The sequence below is a fragment of the Aestuariivivens insulae genome, from assembly GCF_022662195.1.
Taxonomy (GTDB): domain Bacteria; phylum Bacteroidota; class Bacteroidia; order Flavobacteriales; family Flavobacteriaceae; genus Aestuariivivens; species Aestuariivivens insulae.
The window spans coordinates 160,930-182,635 of the sequence record NZ_JAKMCS010000005.1 but is presented as its reverse complement, the minus strand read 5'-3'; the positions used below and the strand labels follow the sequence as shown (position 1 = coordinate 182,635).

Here is a 21,706-nt window from a genome sequence, read left to right as displayed (position 1 = left end):
CATGAAAAATTATATACTCTCCTTATACATCTTGTTATTTACCGCTGGCGCTTTTGCACAACCCAAGCGAGAAGAAATTAAAGCACTAAAAGTGTCCTTTATAACCGAAAGGTTAAGCTTAACCGAAAAGGAAGCCCAAGCATTTTGGCCAATCTATAATACTTTTGAAGAAAACACCATGCTAATTAAGCATAAAGAGTTAAGAAGCATTCGAAAAGAGATAAAGCAAAACTTAAGTACACTTTCAGAGAACGACGCCAAAGCTTTATTAGACAGATTAACTATGGCCCAAGACAAACTTCAAAAGGAAAATAAAATATTGATTTCTAAATTGAAAAGCATTTTACCTGCACAAAAAATACTGATGCTAAAAATAGCCGAAGAAGACTTTAAAAGAAAACTCTTTGAACAATATAAAAGACATCGACCAGAACATCAAAAGAAATAACTAAAGCCTAAGTCTTCACGCAAATCAAACCTATACTCCTCTTTTAATTGCAGCAAGATTTTGGGCAAATGGCAAGCCACCGCGCTTTCCGCTATAGTTTTTTAAAATATGTAAGTTTTTTTCAACAACTATAATTGTTAGCCATCTTGGTTCTTGATTCTTTGTGTCTTGGCTCCCTTACTAGATATTTTAAAAAAGCTGCCGCTCCAATCGCTTTTGCGGAATTATAGCTCACAATGTTCAGTCACAGTCACTGTTCACAGTTAACAGTAAACAAACACTTAATAGCCTTGCGACTTAACGAGACACACCATTTGCTATTGTTCCCTAAACATCAATTTTGAAATCCGTCCAGCACCTGCAGCATAAGCTACACTATCGTTTAGAAAGCGTAAAGTGTAAAAACCCTCATCACTTAAATGCTTCCATGAAATTCCAGAATCATTACTATAATCAACGCCCTTAAAACCCACAGCTACTAGCTCCTTCCCCGCTCTATCTGGCATATATTGCACACAGCTTCTATAACTGGGCGCTTCATTCTCTGCTACCAACTGCCAGGTCCTACCACCATCATTAGTTTTTATTTTATTGGCAACATTAACATTGGGTTTGGTATAATCACCACCTATGGCAAAGCCATTGAGTTCATCATAAAAAGCGATAGAATAAATGCCTTCTGTCGCTTTTTCCTTAACGATAGGTGTCTCAAAAACCTCCCATGTGTTACCTTTATCTGGTGAATAATAAACCTGTCCAGCAGTAGTGGCTATCCAAGTATGGTCACCAATAATGGCAATATTGGTATTGCTAGCAGCAAAAGCCCCTTCATTTTCTAATCCTTTTGGCAAATCATCGCAAGGTATTTTGGCCCAAGTCTCCCCTCCATCCCGCGTAATAATAACAGACATGCACCCTGCTACACTATCTCCTATAGCGATACCTTCTTTATCGTTCCAAAACCTCATAGCATCATAAAAGACGCCATCAGCAAACTCTTCATAAACCAATTCCATACTCCCCTTATCCCCTGTTTTAAATAACAACGCCGGGTTTTCTATACTTAACATAAAAAAGTCTTCACTAGTATGGGCAACCGATCTAAAATGAAGATTTATAGAATCCTGTTTTTTTACAGCCGTTTGCCATAATTTAGATTTTGGATTATACAAGCCAAAAGCACCATTGTTAGCTGCAAAAGCTAAGCTTTGGTCATTAAGTATTTCTATGGCCCTAATGCTTAGCAACGAATCATCTAAAATAGTTTCGATTTCAACTTCGCTAAAATCCCTAGGAGTGAACCGATCCTTACTTCCACAAGAACACAAAAGCATAAAGCATACAAAAAAGGGCAAAGAGAACTTCATAAACTAAGATTTTTTTGAGAAAGATAAGTTAAACATTCAAATAATAAAAACATTCGTGTATTCGTGGCATTTAACGTAACTTTGCGCTCTCAATAATTTAATAGTTTGGGTTTTAGTGAATGCAGAAACTGCGTACTGAACTCTGAACACCGAGGACTAAAAAAATGCGACTACACAAAAACTTATGCTTTGCGGTTATTGATGGCTTGACCCTTATTTTTAATGAAGGCCACTATGCCGATAAAGTCATTCAGCAACTATTAAAACGTGATAAACGTTGGGGAGCAAGAGACAGGGCCTTTGTTGCCGAAACAACTTACGATATTGTTCGTTGGAAACGCTTATATGCCGAAATTGCCGAAGTTAAACCTCCTTTTGACCGGGATAACCTTTGGCGTTTATTTGCCGTTTGGGCAACCCTAAAAGGCATTAAACTACCCGATTGGAAATATTTTGAAAGCACCCCAACCCGAAAAATAAAAGGACGCTTCGATGAACTTTCTAAAATAAGAAAATTCAAAGAGTCCATCCCAGACTGGATCGATAAGATAGGGCTTGAAGAATTGGGTGAAGCTATATGGACTAAGGAGATTGCTGCACTAAATGAACAAGCCGACGTTATTTTAAGAGCAAACACCCTTAAAACAACTAAAGAAAAACTTCAGGCAGAATTATTCGATCTAGATATCGAAACCACGATTTTAAAAGGCTACCCACAGGCCTTAAAACTTAATGAACGTGCTAATGTCTTTACGACACAAGCCTTTAAAAATGGCCTGTTTGAAGTACAAGATGCTTCGTCGCAATTAGTAGCCGAATTTTTAAATGTAAAACCAGGCATGCGCGTGGTAGATGCCTGTGCGGGTGCAGGTGGCAAAACATTGCACATCGCCTCGTTAATGGAAAATAAAGGGCAAATTATTGCCATGGATATTTATGCCAACAAGCTACACGAATTAAAACGTAGGGCCAAGCGCAACGGTGCCCATAACATTGAGACACGTCATATCGATTCCACAAAAGTCATCAAAAAACTATATGGAAAAGCCGATCGCGTTTTAATTGATGCGCCCTGTTCCGGATTGGGAGTATTACGCAGAAACCCCGATGCCAAATGGAAATTGGAACCTGCTTTTGTCGACAAAATAAAAGCCACCCAACAAGATATTTTACAACAATACTCTAAAATGGTAAAGGCTGGCGGACAATTGGTTTACGCTACCTGTTCGGTATTACCTTCTGAAAACCAAAAACAAGTTGAAACATTTTTAAAGTCTGAATCTGGAAAAGATTTCACCTTGGCTAAAGACAAGAAAGTTTTAGCACATAAATCTGGATTTGATGGGTTTTACATGGCTCTATTGGAACGGAAAGCATAAATAAATGGTTTGTATTTATAATAGAAAAGATCAGCTATATTTGCTGGTCTTTCTTATTTTTAAGCCATGACTAGCGACCTAAAAATTCACCTATCAACCCTTTTAAATGAAACCATAGGCAAAGTTCAATCGGTTACTGGTGGAGACATTTCTAAAGCTTATAAAATTGACACCCCTAATAATTCATACTTTTTAAAACTAAATAGCGAATCCAGTGCCTTACAAATGTTTCAGACTGAAGCTAACGGGCTGCAATCAATTCGTAATACCAATACCATAAAAACGCCAAAGGTTTTCGCTTGCGATACTTTTGAAAATATGCCATTCCTACTTTTGGAGTTTATAGAGCGTAAGTCACCTTCACCTAACGATTTTGAAACCTTAGGTTACCAATTGGCCAAACTGCACCTATGCACATCAAACGCTTTTGGCTTAGCCCAAGATAATTTTATTGGCAGTTTATCCCAAAGCAATACGCAGTGCAGTAACTGGTTGGATTTTTACACTAAAGCACGTTTATGGCCTCAATTGAAATTGGCCAAACAAAAGCACTTGCTTACAGATAAAGAATGCCCAAGCGAACCACAAATTCTTGAAAATTTAAAGCCACTATTCAAGAACATAAAACCATCCCTGCTACATGGCGATTTATGGAATGGCAACTATTTAATTTCAAACGACGATATCCCCTATCTTATTGACCCCGCTGTTTATTATGGCCATCATGAAGTAGATATGGCCATGACCAAACTCTTTGGCGGTTTTGGCGAAGCTTTTTATGACACCTATTTTAGTATCATACCGCAAGACGACTACACTTCAATACGAATAGAAATCTATCAACTGTATTATCTTTTGGTACATTTAAATTTGTTTGGACCTTCCTATCACCAATCGGTGATTTCTATTTTAAAAAAGTACTTCTAGGCCTTTCCTGATGACTGAATCATTAATAGTGAATAGAACTTGCAGTACCACAAACTGAGACTATGACTGTTTTAAGTTTCAAGCTTAAAGTTTCATACTTTTGAGTTCTGTTTTTTAATTTCTTCCACCACCCCGCCACCTGTCACTAGTCTTCCGTCTCCAACACGTCCAAAATCGCTACTTCAAACTGAAAACTGCATACAGAATACTGCTACTGCCTACCAAATAAAACCCCTGTTAAAAAGCTTGTTCACAAACTGCTCAAAAATCAAAATTCGGCACTATACAATCTAAAATAAAAACGTATTTTTGCATTTTCAAAACCCAACATAATACATCTACAATGATTCATTTCTTTGGAAACACAAACAGTAAGGTATTTGCTGTTCAAGCAACAAAAGAATTATCACCCGAAACCATATCGAAATTAACGTGGTTATTTGGCAACCAACCTAAAATAGAGCAATCCGCCTTGGCGGATTTTTTTGTTGGTCCCAGAGCAGCCATGATTACGCCTTGGAGTACCAACGCCGTGGAAATCACCCAAAATATGGGCATCGAAGGCATTCTCCGTATCGAGGAATTTAAAGCTGTTTCAAAAGATTTCAAGGATTACGACCCAATGATTTCGGAGAAATTTAACGGTTTGAACCAAGAATCATTCACAATAAACATTGAACCTGAACCCATTTTAGATGTTGAAGACATTGCGGCCTATAACGAACAAGAAGGCTTAGCATTGAGCGATGAAGAAATTGAATATTTAGAAGGGGTAGCCAAAAAAATTGGCAGACCGCTAACAGACTCTGAAGTGTTTGGGTTTTCTCAAGTGAACAGTGAGCATTGTCGCCATAAAATATTTAATGGCACCTTTGTTATTGATGGCGTAGAAAAACCTACATCACTTTTCAAATTAATCAAAAAAACCTCTGAAACCCATCCTAACGATATTGTTTCTGCCTATAAAGATAATGTAGCCTTTATTAAAGGCCCTAAAGTGGAACAATTTGCACCCAAACGCGCCGATGTTCCAGACTACTATACAACAAAAGAATTTGAATCGGTTATCTCATTAAAAGCCGAAACCCATAATTTCCCTACTACCGTAGAACCTTTTAATGGTGCTGCAACAGGATCTGGAGGGGAAATTCGCGATAGATTAGCAGGAGGTAAAGGCTCTTTACCACTAGCAGGAACAGCCGTTTACATGACCTCATATTCCAGATTGGAAGACGAACGTCCCTGGGAAAAAGCTTTTGTAGAACGCGACTGGTTATACCAAACCCCAATGGACATTTTAATAAAAGCATCCAATGGCGCCTCCGATTTCGGAAACAAATTTGGTCAACCCCTTATTTGTGGTTCGGTATTGACTTTCGAGCATGAGGAAGACACTGAAGGAGATGTGGCGGGCACTGAGGCTCTCGAAGTGCCAGAAGGAGCAGGAAATATGGAGGCTTCGAGAACCTCAGCCTCCAAATCACGTAAACTAGGTTACGATAAGGTTATTATGCTTGCTGGGGGTATTGGCTATGGCAAAAAAGACCAAGCGCTAAAAGACGCTCCCAAAACAGGCGATAAAATTGTAATTCTAGGTGGTGAAAATTACCGTATTGGTATGGGTGGTGCTGCGGTATCATCGGCAGATACCGGGGAATTCGCTTCTGGTATAGAATTAAATGCCGTACAACGTTCCAATCCGGAAATGCAAAAGCGTGCTGCCAATGCTGTAAGGGGTATGGTAGAAAGTGAAGAAAACTTTATTGTTTCCATCCATGACCACGGTGCTGGTGGCCACTTAAATTGTCTTTCTGAATTGGTTGAAGATACCGGAGGAAAGATAGATTTAGACGCCTTACCTATAGGAGACCCTACCCTATCCGACAAAGAAATTATTGGTAACGAATCCCAAGAACGTATGGGATTGGTTATTGGCGAGGAACACTTAGAAATTCTTCATAAAATAGCAGATCGTGAACGTTCACCAATGTATACCGTAGGTGATGTAACAGGTGACGATAGATTCACGTTCCAATCTAAAACCAAAGGCAATACTCCAATGGATTTAGCTTTGGAGGATATGTTTGGCAGTTCTCCAAAAACCATCATGACCGATACAACGGTAAAGCAAAATTACCAAGATGTAAACTATGCAACAGATAAATTCCACGACTACCTAGAACAGTTATTACAGTTGGAAGCTGTTGCCTGTAAAGACTGGTTAACCAACAAGGTAGACCGCTGTGTTGGGGGTAAAGTGGCGAAACAACAGTGTGCTGGCCCATTACAACTTCCTTTAAATAATGTAGGGGTTATGGCTCTGGATTATAAAGGAAAAGAAGGTATTGCAACCTCTATTGGACACTCCCCTATTTCGGGACTTATAGACCCCGTTGCAGGAAGTAGAAATTCCATAACAGAAGCCTTGACCAATATTATTTGGGCGCCTTTAAAAGAGGGTTTAAAAAATGTATCATTATCGGCAAACTGGATGTGGCCCTGTAAAAACGAAGGTGAAGATGCCCGTTTATATGAAGCGGTTGAAGCGGTTTCGGAATTTGCCATCGATTTAGGGATTAACGTACCAACAGGCAAAGACTCGTTGTCCATGAAGCAAAAATACCCTAATGAAGAGGTTATTGCTCCTGGTACGGTTATTATTTCGGCAGCAGCTAATTGTACCGATATCAATAAAGTAGTTGAACCTGTTTTCAAGAAAAATAGCGGTGCTGTTTATTACATCAATTTATCCCAAGACAACTTTAAATTAGGTGGTAGTTCATTTGCCCAAATTCTTAATAAAGTGGGTAATCAAGCTCCAACCGTAAAAAATGCCGGTTATGTTAAAACCGTATTCAATACTGTTCAGCAATTAATTGTAGACGGACAAATTGTTGCGGGACACGATGTGGCATCGGGTGGATTGATTACTACCCTATTGGAACTGTGTTTTGCAGATAACAACTTAGGGGCTGCATTAGATTTATCGGCTTTAAGCGAGAAAGACTCATTAAAACTATTGTTCGCTGAAAATGCAGGAATTGTTATTCAGTCCAAAGATGCTTCAATAGAAGCGATTTTATCTGAAGCTAATATTGAATTCTTCAATATTGGTAAAGTAACAGAATCTGATACACTAAGTATAATTAACGATACCGATGTATTTACCCTAACAGTTTCTACGCTTCGTGATACTTGGTACAAAACATCCTATTTATTGGACCAAAAGCAAACTGCCAATAATTTAGCTGAAGACCGATATAACAATTATAAAAATCAACCTTTAAAATACACGTTCCCTAAACATTTCACCGGTAAATTAACCGACGTCATTGCGAACGAAGTGAAGCAATCTGATGGTGAGATTGCCTCGCCAAGTCTTCGAGAGCCTCAGACTGCAAGACCAAAAGCAGCCATATTACGTGAAAAAGGAAGTAACTCCGAGCGTGAGATGGCCAACGCCATGTACTTAGCTGGTTTTGATGTTAAGGACGTGCATATGACCGATTTAATCTCTGGTCGCGAAACCTTGGAGGACATCCAGTTTTTAGGTGCTGTTGGTGGTTTCTCTAATTCAGACGTTTTAGGATCAGCAAAAGGTTGGGCCGGTGCTATTAAATATAATGAAAAGGCCAATAAGGCCATTCAGGATTTCTTTAACAGAAAAGACACCTTATCGGTAGGTATCTGTAATGGTTGCCAATTGTTTATGGAATTGGAAGAAATTAATCCAGACCATGAGATTCATGGAAAATTAACCTACAACGAATCCCATAAACACGAAAGCGCCTTTACCTCGGTAAAAATACAAGAGAACAACTCGGTGATGTTATCTACATTGGCAGGCAGTACGCTAGGTGTTTGGATTTCACATGGTGAAGGCAAATTTAGTTTACCTTATACCGAAGACCAATACAATATTGTAGCCAAATATGGTTATGCAGAGTATCCGCATAATCCTAATGGTTCAGATTTTAACACCGCGATGATGTGTGATGCCTCTGGACGTCATTTGGTAACCATGCCGCATATTGAACGTTCTACTTTCCAATGGAACTGGGCACACTACCCAGAAGGCAGGACAGATGAAGTTTCGCCTTGGCTGGAAGCTTTTGTAAATGCACGAAAGTGGATTGAAAGCCATAATTAAAACTAGTTATAAAAAGCAAAAAATCTAGAATAAAAAAAGCCTAAGTGATTTAAAATCATCTTAGGCTTTTTTACTATCAAACTTATAAAAATGAAAAACTTATTACATAGTGGCTTTTATAGCCGCTTGTGCAGAAACTAATCGTGCAATAGGCACTCTATAAGGTGAACAACTTACATAGTCCATTCCTGTATTATAGCAAAACTCAACAGAACTTGGTTCACCACCATGCTCACCACAAATACCAACTTTTAAGTTTGGTTTTACACTTCTTCCGCGTTCAGTACCTAGTTTAACCAATTGCCCTACGCCTTCTTGATCCAGTACTTCAAAAGGATCGACGTTCAAAATGCCTTTTTCAATATATATAGGTAAGAACTTACTAGCATCGTCGCGAGAGTACCCAAAGGTCATCTGTGTTAAATCGTTAGTACCAAAGGAGAAGAAATCGGCTTTTTCAGCAATTAAATCGGCCATCAATGCCGCTCTAGGCACTTCAATCATGGTTCCTACCAAATACTCAACACTATCATTTCGTTCTTCAAAAACCGTATTCGCCGTAGTTCTAATAACTTGTTCTTGAGCTTCAAACTCTTTAACGGTTCCCACTAACGGAATCATGATTTCCGGTTTACAAATAATACCACGTTCTTTTAAATTAAGCGCTGCTTCAATAATGGCCCGGGTTTGCATTTCGGTAATCTCTGGATAGGTATTTCCTAAGCGACAACCTCTGTGCCCCAACATAGGGTTAAATTCCTCCAATTCGGCCACTTTATTTTTTACGGCCTGTAACGAAATATGCATATCTTCAGCCAGTTCCTTTTGGGTTGCTAACTGATGGGGTACAAATTCGTGTAACGGCGGATCCAATAAACGAATGGTCACCGATAACCCTTCCATAGCTTCAAAAATACCTTCAAAGTCTGAACGCTGCATAGGCAACAATTCTTCAAGGGCTTGTTTTCTACCTTTTACCGTATCAGCCAGAATCATTTCGCGCATGGCCTTAATCCTATCCACTTCAAAGAACATATGTTCCGTTCTGGTCAACCCTATTCCTTGCGCTCCAAAATTACGGGCTATTTTAGCATCTTTAGGTGTATCGGCATTGGTACGCACCTTCATTTCGCCATACTTATCTGTTAGCGCCATAAGTTCTGCAAATTCACCGCTTAACTCAGGCTCCATAGTCGCTACTTTGCCTTCAAAAATATTACCTGTTGATCCGTTTAATGAAATCCAATCGCCTTCATGATACTCATGGTCATCAACAGTTAATGTTCTCGTTTTATAATTAATTTTTAAGGCTCCCGCTCCAGACACACAACATTTACCCATACCTCGGGCCACAACAGCTGCATGTGAGGTCATACCGCCTCGAGCCGTTAAAATACCTTTGGCGATATTCATCCCTTCCAAATCTTCTGGCGAGGTTTCAATACGAACCAAAATACTGTTTTTGTATTTAGCTGCTTCATCGGCAAAGAACACTATTTTACCTGTAGCTGCACCAGGAGAGGCTGGCAACCCTTGTGCAATAACATGGGCTCGTTTTAATGCTGAAGGATCGAAAATAGGATGCAACAATTCATCCAACTTATTAGGCTCAACCAATAATAAAGCTTCTTTTTCATCAATCATACCTTCTTTTAGAAGATCCATTCCAATTTTCACCATAGCAGCTCCTGTACGCTTACCATTCCTTGTTTGTAAAATCCATAGTTTACCATCCTGAATGGTAAACTCCATATCCTGCATGTCTCGATAGTGCTTTTCTAAAGTGTCCTGATAGCTGTTTAATTCTTTAAATATGGACGGCATTAATTCTTCTAAAGAAGGATAGTTTTTCAAGCGATCTTCTTCTTCAACTTTTGCCAATTCTGCCCAACGTTGAGACCCTAGCTTTGTAATTTGCTGTGGCGTTCTCACACCAGCAACCACATCTTCACCTTGAGCATTTATAAGGTACTCTCCATTAAACACATTTTCTCCGGTTCCTGCATCGCGCGTAAAACAAACCCCCGTACCGGAATTATCTCCCATATTACCATACACCATGGCCTGCACATTTACTGCGGTTCCCCAATCGGCTGGATAACCATGCATATTTCTATAATATACTGCCCTATCGCCATTCCAACTATTAAATACGGCTACAATTGCCCCCCAAAGCTGATCCCAAGGATTGGTTGGAAAATCATGCCCAGTTCGTTTCTTGACCGCATCCTTAAAATCATATACCAAATCTTTTAAATCTTGTACCGTAAACTCGGTATCCAATTGAATGCCTCTTTTATGTTTTAAGTGCTCCATGATTTCCTCAAAAGGATCGATATCTTCTTTTGAAGCTGGCTTCATACCTAAAACCACACCCCCATACATTTGGATAAAGCGACGGTAAGAATCCCATGCAAATTGTTCGTTATTGGTCTTTGCAGCCAAACCTTGTACCACCTCATCGTTCATGCCCAAATTTAAAACGGTATCCATCATACCCGGCATGGATACCCGAGCACCAGAGCGTACCGAAACCAATAACGGATTCTCCTTATCGCCAAAAGTACTTCCCATTAAAGATTCAATATTTGCTATAGAAATTTCAACTTCTGGTTTAATCATTTCAATAACAGCTTCCTGACCTAATTGGTTATATTCTGTACAAACTTCGGTTGTAATGGTAAAACCTGGTGGCACAGGAATTCCTATGGCACTCATTTCTGCTAGATTAGCTCCTTTTCCTCCTAAAAGGTTACGCATTGTACTATTTCCATCGGCTGTCTTATTACCGAATTTATACACTCTTGTTTTCACATCTTCTAGTATTTCCATGATTACTAATTTTGATTCTATAATTTAAAAAACTTAGATAAAAGTACCTACTAAAAAGCAGTATTTTAATGATAAAAGTCATATTATGAATGATTTATACACCCTCATTCTTCATAAAAAAACCACCTTCAATAATTATGAAGATGGTTTAAGGCAATTGATGAAAAAAACAGATTTCTACAGCTTAACTAAGCAAACCTTAATCTTTTATCTAATTTCTTATAGGCATTGGCTACTTCACGCTTCATTAATAATGCTATAGCAAAAGCCACTAAAAACAATCCTGCAAACACCATTAAGGTTGTATCTAAGGATCCTGTAGCCGATTTAACCACATCGTAAATGGTGGGCCCTACAACACCCGCCAATGCCCAAGCCGTTAATACCAACCCGTGAATGGCTCCTAATTGTTTGGTACCAAATAAATCGCCCAAAAAGGCTGGTAGTGTTGAGAAACCACCACCATACATGGTAATAACTGTAAACAGAACCACTAAGAATGTTAATTCCATCGAGATTTTCGGCAAAAAGTAAAAAGCCAATATTTGAAATACAAAAAACACGATATAGGTATTGGATCTTCCTAAATAATCTGAAAGGGTTGACCATAATATTCTGCCCAAGCCATTAAACACTCCTATTAAGCCCACTATTGCAGCCGCTTCCATTGGCGTATAGTTTAGTTTTTCTTGCATCATCGGGCTTGCAGCAGAGATAATAGCAATACCACAAGCAATATTTATAAACATCATGACCCAGATATAGTAAAAACGAGTGGTTCTTAAAGCTGTGCTGGCATCGATATTTGCCATATCTGCTTTAATGTTTTTACCTTCTCCTTTCTGAAACCCTTCTGGCAAATAGCCTTCAGGAGGTTTTTCTATATATCTTGCCGATGCTAATATGAGTACCATGTAAATTACCCCTAAAATATAAAAGGCATTGGAAACCCCTACAGCATCAAAAAGGGATTGCATAATGGGACCAAAAATTAAGGCCGCAAACCCAAAGCCCATAATAGCCATTCCAGTTGCCAAGCCGCGTCTATCTGGAAACCATTTTACTAATGTACTAACCGGAGTAATATACCCCAATCCTAAACCTATTCCCCCAATAACCCCATAGCATAGAAAAAATAAGGGCAAGGACTCCAACTGCACGGCCATGCCCGAGCCCAAAATACCTATACCATAAAAAAGTCCTGCTGCTGTACCACTTACTTTTGGGCCTACTTTTTCAACCCAACGCCCTAAAAAAGCAGCTGAAAAGCCTAATAACAAAATGGCAATCTTAAAGGCCCATTTTACTGTACTACCTTCTACACTGAAGATGTCCTTAACAGGATTGGTCATTACAGAATAAGCATAAACAGACCCTATTGAAATGTGTATCCCAACTGCTGAAGCCGCTATTAACCATCGGTTTTTTAGTTTTTGTGTATTCATTATTGATAAGTTTAGTATTGTTAGTTTACTTTTACTTCTTTAAAATAGTGTTGCAATACCAGTACTGCTGCATCAATTTCTTCTTCTGTATTTTCTCGAGCTTCCTTTAATTGATAGTCCCATCCTAATGCCTCCCATTTATGAATGCCAAGCTTGTGATAGGGTTGCAGTTCAATTTTTTCAATGGTTTTATACTCTTTAAAGTACTCCCCCATAGCATGCAACAACTCTGGCTTATTGGTTATTTCAGGAATAAGCACATAACGCAACCACATTGGCTTTCCTGAAGCTTCTCTGTATTTTGCAAAATTGAATGTGGTTTCTTTGTTTTTAGCTCCTGTTAAGGTTTCGTATCCTGCTTCGGTCATGTGCTTGATATCCAACATCACCAAATCTGTATAGTTATCCAACAATTGCTCGGTAAAATGGTTTAATATTCTACCGTTAGTATCTATGTTGGTATGAATGCCCTCTTCCTTTAAGCGCTTAAAAAATGGAATCAATGCTTTGGATTGCAACAAAGGTTCTCCTCCAGAAACTGTTACCCCTCCTTTTTTTCCAAAATAGGGTTTTTCTTTTATAGCCATTTGTACCAGTTCCTCAATAGGATAGGCTTTACCTCCATGTGTATCTATAGTATCTGGATTATGGCAATACAAGCATTTTAGTTTACACCCTTGTAAAAATACAACCATACGAACACCCGGTCCGTCGTGAGTTCCAAAGGATTCTACTGAGTGTACGTGCAATATGTTATCTTCAGTTTTAATAATTTCCAATTTTAAAATTTGCACCTGAACAAGAAGCTGTTACACTTCCTTATTCAGGTGCTGCTAATTCAAAATATTAAAAAATGTTTACATGGATTCGTGGAACGATCGTGTAATGACTTCCAGTTGCTGCTCTTTGGTTAACCTCACAAAGTTTACGGCATAACCAGAAACACGAATGGTTAATTGTGGATATTCTTCGGGATGTTCCATGGCGTCAAGCAAGGTTTCCTTATTTAAAACATTCACATTAATATGCTGTGCATTTCTAGAAAAATAACCATCTAAAATACTTGCCAAATTTTCAATCCTATCTCCTTCATTGGCCCCTAAAGATTTTGGCACAATGGAAAACGTATTGGAAATACCATCTTGGGAGTCGCTATAATTAATCTTTGCTACAGAGTTAAGGGAAGCTATTGCCCCATGGGAATCCCGTCCGTGCATAGGGTTGGCCCCTGGTGCAAATGGCACTCCTTTTGCTCTTCCATCTGGTGTTGCCCCTGTTTTTTTACCATAGGCCACATTGGATGTTATGGTGAGCACAGACATGGTAGGCTCTGCATTTTTATAGACATCCAATTGTTTGAGTTCGTTATTGAAATCGGCCACCGCCTTAGCGGCTAACAAATCAACGCGGTCATCATCATTACCATAGCAAGGGAACTCGCCTTCAATTTTAAAATCGACGGTTAAACCTTCCTCATTTCTAATGGGTTTTACTTTGGCATATTTGATTGCCGATAAGGAATCTGCTACAATAGACAAGCCTGCTATACCATAAGCAATGTTAATACTTGGATTGGTATCGATTAATGCCATTTGTGCTTTTTCGTAATAATACTTATCGTGCATATAATGGATAATGTTCATGGAATCGTTATACACACGAGCCACTTGTTTCATGGCTGTTTTAAAGTTAGCCATAACGGTATCGAAATCTAAATACTCCCCATCGCATGGGGCAATACCGTCTACCATTTTGGTTCCTGTAATTTCACAACGACCACCATTTATGGCCAACAATAATGTTTTAGCTAAATTGGTACGTGCCCCAAAAAACTGAATGGATTTCCCCAAGGCTTGGTGGGATACACAACAGGCTATGCCATAATCGTCTGTTCCCCTACTTGTTCGCATTAGGGCATCGTTCTCAAATTGGATGGATGATGTATCTATGGCCACTTTGGCACAATAATCCTTAAAATTTTGCGGTAAATCTTCAGACCAAAGCACAGTCATATTAGGTTCTGGTGAAGGGCCTAGGTTATATAATGTATTTAAAAACCTAAAAGAAGTTTTGGATACCTTAGTCCTACCGTCTTCAAACATACCACCAATAGCTTCGGTTACCCAAGTTGGATCGCCAGCAAAAATCTCGTCGTAAGCGCCCATTCTTAAATGGCGTACCATTCGTAATTTCATCACAAACTGGTCTATATATTCTTGGGCTTCTACTTCGGTAATTAAACCTTCCTGCAAATCGTTCTCAATATAAATATCCAAGAAAGTAGACACATTACCTAAAGACATGGCTGCACCATCCTGTTCCTTAACCGCAGCTAGGTATGCCATATAGGTCCACTGCACCGCTTCTTTAGCATTTTCGGCAGGACGGCTTAAGTCTAAATTGTACTTAGCCCCCAACTCAATGATCTCTTTTAAGGCTTTAATTTGTTCGGATACCTCTTCCCGTAAGCGAATAACGGCATCGGTCATTGGCCCTTGAATGTTATTTAAATCGACTTTTTTGGCTTTAATTAAAAATTCAACTCCATATAAAGCAACCCTACGGTAATCACCAATAATTCTACCTCTAGCATAATTATCTGGCAGGCCTGTTAAAAACCCTAAAGAGCGGTATTTCTTTATTTCATTGGTATAGGCATCAAAAACGCCATCGTTATGGGTCTTAACATATTTAGAGAATAATTCTGTTATGGCTTTGTTTGGTTTTACTCCATGCTCGGACAACGCTTTTTGAACTACTTTAAAACCTCCAAAAGGTTTCATGGTACGTTTTAGCAACTCATCGGTTTGCAAGCCCACAATCACTTCGTTTTCTTTATCTATATATCCTGCGCTAAAGGCACTTATTGTAGAAATCGTTTCAGTATCAACGGCACGAACCCCATTATTCTTACGTTCCTCTTTAGTAGCTTCTTTACATATATCCCATAATTTTTGGGTTCTTTTGCTCGGACCAACTAAAAAATGATGCGTCCCATAATAAGGTGTAATATTATTAATAACAAAATTTCTAACATCCACTCTATCTGTCCAAATTCCGTTTACAAATGGTTTTACTTCCATGGCTATATACAATTAATATTTTGAAAAAATCTTCATTAAAAGAACAATCCAAAAGTACTTGCAATGACAAACAATAAAACTGACAAAAGTCAGTAAACTCAATAATAACAATAGCTGAGAGCTTTTTTTGTTACGAAAACGTTTGAAATCCCACGCCAAAAAAGAGAATTATTCAAGGTTTTATTCCCTATTCAAAATTAATAGCATCAAAAGTTAATTTTCTTTGCAAAAACAGAACACTTTTGAATGCTTTTTAATCATTTTTCGTAAAAGTTTCAAATCATTCAAAATAATTTTCAAAGCCCTATATTCCTCATTAGTTTAAACCTTAATCCAACATTAAATACTTTAGGAATTGTTTCTTTTCTCTTGAGCAATTTGAAAATCCTTTTTTAATTTCATACTTTGCGTTGACGCTTTATATAAATTTTGAATGACAGCAATAACACGACTTTTTGATTTTCCATACTACCAACTAGAAAATAGCCCCTTAGAGGCTTGTTTAGTAACAAAATATAATGGTAAGTGGGTTAAAACATCCACCCAAGAATACATAGACAAAGCCAATGCCTTGAGCAGGGCATTATTAAAGCTCGGCGTTAAAAAAAATGATAAAATTGCCGTCATTTCTTCTACCAATAGAACTGAATGGAATATTGTAGACATTGGCGTGCTCCAAGTTGGGGCTCAAAATATTCCCATCTATCCAACCATTAACCATGAAGATTATGAATATATCTTAAACCACAGTGAATCTATTTATTGTTTTGTTTCAGATCAGGAAGTTTTGGAAAAAATCAATAAAATTAAATCCAACACCAAACTAATAGAAGTTTATTCGTTTGATCATATTAAAGGCTGTAAACACTATTCAGAATTGCTGGATTTGGGGCAGGACAAGAGTAATCAAGATGAAGTTGAACATAGAAAAGCCAATGTAAAACCCGAAGAATTAGCAACAATAATATACACTTCGGGAACCACGGGCAAACCCAAAGGCGTTATGCTTTCCCATAACAATATTGTATCCAATGTGCTCTCCGCAGCAAAAAGGTTTCCTTTAGCATATGGAGAAAGGGCCTTAAGCTTTTTACCTATCTGCCATATTTTTGAACGTGTTTTCACTTACCTATACCAATATGGAAGCATAGAAACTTATTTTGCTGAAGCAATCGATAAAATAGGCGATAATGCAAAAGAAATAAAGCCCGCCACAATGACCGTGGTACCAAGATTGGTAGAAAAGGTATACGATAAGATTATTGCCAAGGGCACCGAATTAACAGGGCTAAAAAAGAAATTGTTTTTTTGGGCAGTTGAAGTTGGCGCCGAATATAAACCTTATAAACAAAATGGTTTTTGCTATGCTATAAAGCTTGGCATAGCTAGAAAACTTATTTTTAAAAAATGGCAGGAAGCTTTAGGAGGAAAGATTGTTTTTATGGCATCGGGCAGTGCGGCTCTGCAACCTAGGCTAGGCAAAATATTTGGAGCAGCAAATATGCCTATTATGGAATGTTATGGACTCACAGAAACATCGCCTGGCATTTCAGCAAGTGACAAACGAAACCACAATTGGAAAATAGGCTATGTTGGTAAAGCGATTGATGGTGTTGAAGTAAAAATTGCAGACGATGGCGAAATTCTTTGTAAAGGGCCAAACGTTATGATGGGTTATTATAAAGACCCCGAAAAAACAGCCAGTGTCATGACTGGCGACTATTTTCATACTGGCGATAAAGGTGAATTTGATGATGAAGGCTTTTTAAAAATTACAGGTCGTAAAAAGGAAATGTTTAAAACCTCTGGCGGCAAATACGTTATCCCTACACTACTTGAAAACGAATTGAAACAATCACGCTTTATAGAACATATAATGGTAATTGGAGAAGGCGAAAAAATGCCAGCCGCCCTAATACAACCCAATTTTGAGTTTATAAAAGATTGGATAGACAGAAAGCACCACTCCGTTGGAAAAACCAATGAAGAGATTGTTAGTGCAGAGGTGGTGTGCTCTAGAATCCAACAAGAGATTGATAAATGCAATGAAAAGTTTGGCAAATGGGAACAAATAAAACAGTTTAAGTTAACCCCAGATGTATGGTCTATCGAAAGCGGTCATCTTACGCCCACTTTAAAAATGAAACGCAGCATTATAACAGAAAAATACCGTGCGCTTATTGAAGCTATTTATAGACCTTGAGTCTTTTTGCTATAATTCATTTAACACAAAACAAACACATTAAAAATACATTATATTTAATTTTTTTGCTTCAAATTTAAGAAATAAACATTTTTTTTATACTTTTAGTAGCAACTAACTAATTAAAATTATAAAAAAATGAAAACAAAAAATTTCCTAGCTGCTGGTATTGCTGGCGCCGTTGTTAACTTCCTATTAGGATGGCTTTTTTATGGTATGTTATTTAAGGACAGTTTTCCGCAACCGGAAGAAAATTCCACGACCATGCTTATGATCTTTTTAGGATGCTTAACCTTTGGGTTATTTATGGCTTATATTTTTATACAATGGGCACAAATATCCACAGGAGGCACAGGTGCTAAAGCAGGCGCAATCATATCATTATTTATTGCGCTTTATTATGACTTTTTTCAATTGGCCATGAATTCTGAGGTCACCTATCAAATGGTAGGACTAGACATTATTTTAATGGTTGTCATGGGAGCCATAACAGGAGCTATAGTTGCTATTGTTAATGGTAAAATGGGATGATCACATAATTTATAAGGATATTAAAAGGAACCATATCTTAATTCATATGGTTCTTTTTTATTTCAACCGTATCTTAAAATTATGAACATTAGTTTTGTTGTTTTTAAATTTTTCTTAACTTGTAACTGTATTTCCCCTAAGTCTTTATAAATATTAATTTTAAACAAAGGCTTTCTATGCTGCACGCGCTATTTTTCTCTTCCTTTTATAGCAGTATAGCCTCTCAACATAATTATAACTATTCTAACAGTATTCCCTATTATTGATGCAATCTAGATTATTATAAAAATTATCAACCAACCAAAACCAAAGCATTTGAATTTAAAAACGTCTTTAATAACTGCTTTAGCTTTAAGTATTATAGCTTTGACCTTATGGGAATTCTATTGGAGGTCTAAACCAGAATACTATATAGCTTACCTCGAAGACGACAGAAACTTATGGGCAGAACAAAGACTAAAAGTAGAAACCGCTACTTCTAAAGATATCATCCTATTAGGCGCCTCAAGAACCGGATATAACTTTAATACCCACATCTGGGAAGAGACACAAGGTATAAAACCCATTAACCTATCGGCCAACGGGAAACCGCCAGGGCCATTTTTTGAGGACATCGTAAACAATACCACATTTAACGGAACCATAGTTTTTGGGGTAACACCAGTCGCTGTTTTTCTGTTTAATGGTGGTGACCGATGGCAAACGGCAAAAAATTGGATAGAGCACTATTACCACAGAACTAATGCTCAAAAACTTGGTTTTCTTCTTTCAAAACCTTTACAACAGTATTTAGTGATGCTTACAGCCTCTGAAGCAAAGAGCTATAACGATTTGGATTTAAAGTCCCTTATAAATACTATTTACATTGATGATGGCAGATCAAAACACAACCGATTTAACCTAGTTAACATCGGCTATAATGATGAAGACAGGAACCTCATCATGATTCCCCGACTGACAAATAATCCTATGTATCAAAAAGAAATTACCGACGAATGGGATAAGGTGATTCCTTTTGTGCTCACAGAATACTCTAGTGATGTAGAAAAAGAGGTTTCAAAAGCAATTGATAACCTCTCAGTTCTTATCAAAAATTTTAAAGCAAGGGGCGGTAAGATTATTTTCATTCGCCATAAGGCCGAAGAAGGCTGGAATAAATACACCAAGCGCATGCTCCCTCGGGATAAAGTCTGGGATAAATTTATAAAAACCGTCAATTGTCCTAGCTATCATTTTGAAGATTACGAATTCATGTCTAAGCACACTTTGCCCGAATGGTCCCATATGAATGCTGAAGATGCCAAAACCTACACCAAAGACCTAGTAATTAAATTAATAGCAGATGGCCATTTAAATAAACACAACTAATCATAACAACATTTAAAACTAACCAAAAATGAAAACACTAATCACACCTTTTATTTGCTTAATCTTATTTTCAATGTATTCTTGTAAAGATTCGAAAGTAGAAAACAACATTAAAATGTATACCGAAACCTGGGATCAAATTGTTAATGATGCTAACTTAGATCTTATTAACAGTACTAATTTTACAGAGGATGTTACCCTTGTTACGAGTCCAGAAAACATTATTGGTATTGAAGATTTCAAAGCCTATTATTCAAACTTTATTAATGGTTTCTCTGATGTTTCCTTTACCATTGTTGATGTCTTTGGACAAGGCGATAAAATTGTAAAACATTGGCACTACAAAGGTACCCATACGGGAGACTTCTTTGGTACCCCCGCCACTGGCAAAACGATAGATATCGAAGGCGCAACCATAACAGAAATGAAGGATGGCAAGATTGCCCAAGAGCAAGATTTTATGGATAACCTTGCTTTTATGGAGCAACTTGGTATCGATCCCTTATTAAATCCAAGCAACGTTATAACCATTAGAACAGTATACAACGATTTTGCCAAAGGCGATATTGAAGCTGTCGGAGCCGTTATGGATGATAATTTAGTATGGAACGAAGCCGAAAATTTTCCCCTTGCAGATGGCAATCCGTATAAAGGTTTTAAAGCAGTAGTAGACGGTGTTTTTTCCAGGATTATGAACGAATGGGAGTATTGGAACCTTGCTAACCTAGAATTCCAAGAAATGACTAACAATAAAGTTTTGGTAACTGGTAGGTATGAGGCAAAATATAAAAAGAACGGTGCTGTTATAAACCTACAAATGGCACATTTGTGGACCCTTAAGGATGGTAAAATTATATCCTTCCAACAATTCGCAGATACCAAAGGCATTACCGATGCTATGGCAAAATAATTTTATAACCAAAAGCAACCAAAATGAATTTGAAGCAATCGCTAATCCTTGCAGTGGCCATAACACTAATAGCAACTGCAAGCTGGGAACTCTATTGGAGATCTAAAGGGTTTCACCCCACAGTAAATGACGAAAAAGCGCTTTGGGCATTAGCCCGTAAAAAAGTGGAAACGGGCTCTAAAAGTGATGTAGTCATCCTTGGCGCTTCCAGGGCCTACTTTGATATCCAGGTTGATAAATGGCGAGAAGACACAGGGCAAGAACCCATTCAATTAGCTTCCACAGGCTCGTCACCATTGCCCACCTTTCATGACATTGTTAATAATACCAATTTTTCAGGAACCGTTGTTATAGGCGTTACACCTGGTCTATTCTTTTCAACTACCTTCCCAGGTGCATCTCCCTGGAAAAGGGCACAATCCAAAGTTGAATATTACGAAGATGAGACCTATGCCCAAAAACTTAACTTTCAGTTATCAATTCCTTTACAGGAAAACCTTGTATTCATGTCGGCCGACGAAGAAGAATGGAGTGATGATATAGATTTAAAATCTTTATTAAGAAATGTCTCCATTGGCCACAGAACAAGCGATCCTAAAATGCCTCCTTTTTACAATTTTGGAGATGTATCAATTCCAAGAAACATAAGTATGATGCCCAAGACCGTAAAGGACACTGCCTTTGCTAATTCCATAATCAAGGTATGGCATTTCTTCGGAAAGGGAGCTCCACCGCCAGACAAAGCATCTACAATGGCATTTTTCTTAGAAGATCTGAAAAAATTTAAAGCCCGAAAAGGCACTGTAATTCTAGTAAGATGTCCTTCAAGTGGGGGCGTAAGAATGGGCGAGAAAATGGGATTACCACGTGAAGAGTTTTGGGATGAATTGGTAAAAAAAGCGCAAGTTAAAAGTTATCATTTTGAGGATTACGACCAGCTTAAAAATTTAAGCTGTCCAGAGGAATCTCACTTATCACTCGAAGACGCCAATTATTTTACATCTGAAATTATCAAAATAATGAAAGCAGATAACGCTTTAACCAACCTTTAAACCAACCAACT

14 protein-coding genes are annotated in these 21,706 nt (G+C 38.0%); 9 read left to right on the top strand and 5 right to left on the bottom strand.

Going from position 1 to position 21,706, the window contains the following annotated elements:
* The first annotated feature begins 1 nt into the window (after window position 1).
* Entirely contained in the window at window positions 2–448 is a 447-nt protein-coding gene (locus MR062_RS08165) for a sensor of ECF-type sigma factor (RefSeq protein ID WP_242203656.1), read from the top strand.
* A 317-nt stretch (window positions 449–765) separates the two neighbouring features.
* Here MR062_RS08165 and MR062_RS08160 read toward each other — a convergent pair whose 3' ends face one another.
* A complete protein-coding gene (locus MR062_RS08160) occupies window positions 766–1,815 on the bottom strand; it encodes a WD40/YVTN/BNR-like repeat-containing protein (protein ID WP_242203655.1) in 1,050 nt (349 codons plus the stop codon).
* A 164-nt stretch (window positions 1,816–1,979) separates the two neighbouring features.
* Between MR062_RS08160 and MR062_RS08155 the strand changes: the two genes are divergently transcribed.
* The 3 genes from MR062_RS08155 to purL all read left to right on the top strand — a co-directional run bounded on the left by MR062_RS08155 (window position 1,980) and on the right by purL (window position 8,271).
* A complete protein-coding gene (locus MR062_RS08155; protein WP_242203654.1) occupies window positions 1,980–3,194 on the top strand; it encodes an RsmB/NOP family class I SAM-dependent RNA methyltransferase in 1,215 nt (404 codons plus the stop codon).
* Window positions 3,195–3,260: 66 nt separating this feature from the next.
* Entirely contained in the window at window positions 3,261–4,121 is an 861-nt protein-coding gene (locus MR062_RS08150; protein WP_242203653.1) for a fructosamine kinase family protein, read from the top strand.
* Between the two features lie 343 nt (window positions 4,122–4,464).
* A complete protein-coding gene (purL, locus tag MR062_RS08145; RefSeq protein ID WP_242203652.1) occupies window positions 4,465–8,271 on the top strand; it encodes a phosphoribosylformylglycinamidine synthase in 3,807 nt (1,268 codons plus the stop codon).
* Between the two features lie 102 nt (window positions 8,272–8,373).
* On the opposite strand, the gene ppdK is transcribed toward purL, so the two are convergent.
* From ppdK to pflB, 4 genes are all read right to left on the bottom strand, one after another.
* Window positions 8,374–11,103 (bottom strand): pyruvate, phosphate dikinase, encoded by a 2,730-nt coding sequence (gene ppdK / locus MR062_RS08140; RefSeq protein ID WP_242203651.1) that lies wholly within the window; start codon window positions 11,101–11,103, stop codon window positions 8,374–8,376.
* Window positions 11,104–11,291: 188 nt separating this feature from the next.
* Window positions 11,292–12,548: an L-lactate MFS transporter gene (locus tag MR062_RS08135; RefSeq protein ID WP_242203650.1), complete on the bottom strand. Its 1,257-nt coding sequence runs from the start codon at window positions 12,546–12,548 to the stop codon at window positions 11,292–11,294.
* A gap of 20 nt (window positions 12,549–12,568) precedes the next feature.
* The gene (gene pflA, locus MR062_RS08130; RefSeq protein ID WP_242203649.1) at window positions 12,569–13,327 is read right to left on the bottom strand and encodes a pyruvate formate-lyase-activating protein; all 759 of its coding nucleotides are present in this window, start codon (window positions 13,325–13,327) and stop codon (window positions 12,569–12,571) included.
* Between the two features lie 78 nt (window positions 13,328–13,405).
* Complete coding sequence (gene pflB / locus MR062_RS08125; protein WP_242203648.1) at window positions 13,406–15,631, bottom strand: formate C-acetyltransferase; 2,226 nt, start codon at window positions 15,629–15,631, stop codon at window positions 13,406–13,408.
* 433 nt (window positions 15,632–16,064) lie between these two features.
* Between pflB and MR062_RS08120 the strand changes: the two genes are divergently transcribed.
* The 5 genes from MR062_RS08120 to MR062_RS08100 all read left to right on the top strand — a co-directional run bounded on the left by MR062_RS08120 (window position 16,065) and on the right by MR062_RS08100 (window position 21,695).
* Window positions 16,065–17,834: an AMP-dependent synthetase/ligase gene (locus tag MR062_RS08120; protein ID WP_242203647.1), complete on the top strand. Its 1,770-nt coding sequence runs from the start codon at window positions 16,065–16,067 to the stop codon at window positions 17,832–17,834.
* 138 nt (window positions 17,835–17,972) lie between these two features.
* A complete protein-coding gene (locus MR062_RS08115; RefSeq protein ID WP_242203646.1) occupies window positions 17,973–18,365 on the top strand; it encodes a hypothetical protein in 393 nt (130 codons plus the stop codon).
* Window positions 18,366–18,680: 315 nt separating this feature from the next.
* Window positions 18,681–19,733: a hypothetical protein gene (locus MR062_RS08110; RefSeq protein ID WP_242203645.1), complete on the top strand. Its 1,053-nt coding sequence runs from the start codon at window positions 18,681–18,683 to the stop codon at window positions 19,731–19,733.
* A 28-nt stretch (window positions 19,734–19,761) separates the two neighbouring features.
* Window positions 19,762–20,643, top strand: coding sequence for an ester cyclase (locus tag MR062_RS08105; RefSeq protein ID WP_242203644.1), 882 nt, complete (start codon window positions 19,762–19,764; stop codon window positions 20,641–20,643).
* Window positions 20,644–20,666: 23 nt separating this feature from the next.
* The gene (locus tag MR062_RS08100; RefSeq protein WP_242203643.1) at window positions 20,667–21,695 is read left to right on the top strand and encodes a hypothetical protein; all 1,029 of its coding nucleotides are present in this window, start codon (window positions 20,667–20,669) and stop codon (window positions 21,693–21,695) included.
* Window positions 21,696–21,706 lie beyond the last annotated feature (11 nt).

What these genes read in the sequence shown, in the direction of transcription:
- MR062_RS08165 (WP_242203656.1), top strand. Translation starts at nt 2, where the DNA reads ATGAAAAATTATATACTCTCCTTATACATCTTGTTATTTACCGCTGGC.
- MR062_RS08160 (WP_242203655.1), bottom strand. Translation starts at nt 1,815, where the DNA reads ATGAAGTTCTCTTTGCCCTTTTTTGTATGCTTTATGCTTTTGTGTTCT.
- MR062_RS08155 (WP_242203654.1), top strand. Translation starts at nt 1,980, where the DNA reads ATGCGACTACACAAAAACTTATGCTTTGCGGTTATTGATGGCTTGACC.
- MR062_RS08150 (WP_242203653.1), top strand. Translation starts at nt 3,261, where the DNA reads ATGACTAGCGACCTAAAAATTCACCTATCAACCCTTTTAAATGAAACC.
- purL (WP_242203652.1), top strand. Translation starts at nt 4,465, where the DNA reads ATGATTCATTTCTTTGGAAACACAAACAGTAAGGTATTTGCTGTTCAA.
- ppdK (WP_242203651.1), bottom strand. Translation starts at nt 11,103, where the DNA reads ATGGAAATACTAGAAGATGTGAAAACAAGAGTGTATAAATTCGGTAAT.
- MR062_RS08135 (WP_242203650.1), bottom strand. Translation starts at nt 12,548, where the DNA reads ATGAATACACAAAAACTAAAAAACCGATGGTTAATAGCGGCTTCAGCA.
- pflB (WP_242203648.1), bottom strand. Translation starts at nt 15,631, where the DNA reads ATGGAAGTAAAACCATTTGTAAACGGAATTTGGACAGATAGAGTGGAT.
- MR062_RS08120 (WP_242203647.1), top strand. Translation starts at nt 16,065, where the DNA reads ATGACAGCAATAACACGACTTTTTGATTTTCCATACTACCAACTAGAA.
- MR062_RS08115 (WP_242203646.1), top strand. Translation starts at nt 17,973, where the DNA reads ATGAAAACAAAAAATTTCCTAGCTGCTGGTATTGCTGGCGCCGTTGTT.
- MR062_RS08105 (WP_242203644.1), top strand. Translation starts at nt 19,762, where the DNA reads ATGAAAACACTAATCACACCTTTTATTTGCTTAATCTTATTTTCAATG.
- MR062_RS08100 (WP_242203643.1), top strand. Translation starts at nt 20,667, where the DNA reads ATGAATTTGAAGCAATCGCTAATCCTTGCAGTGGCCATAACACTAATA.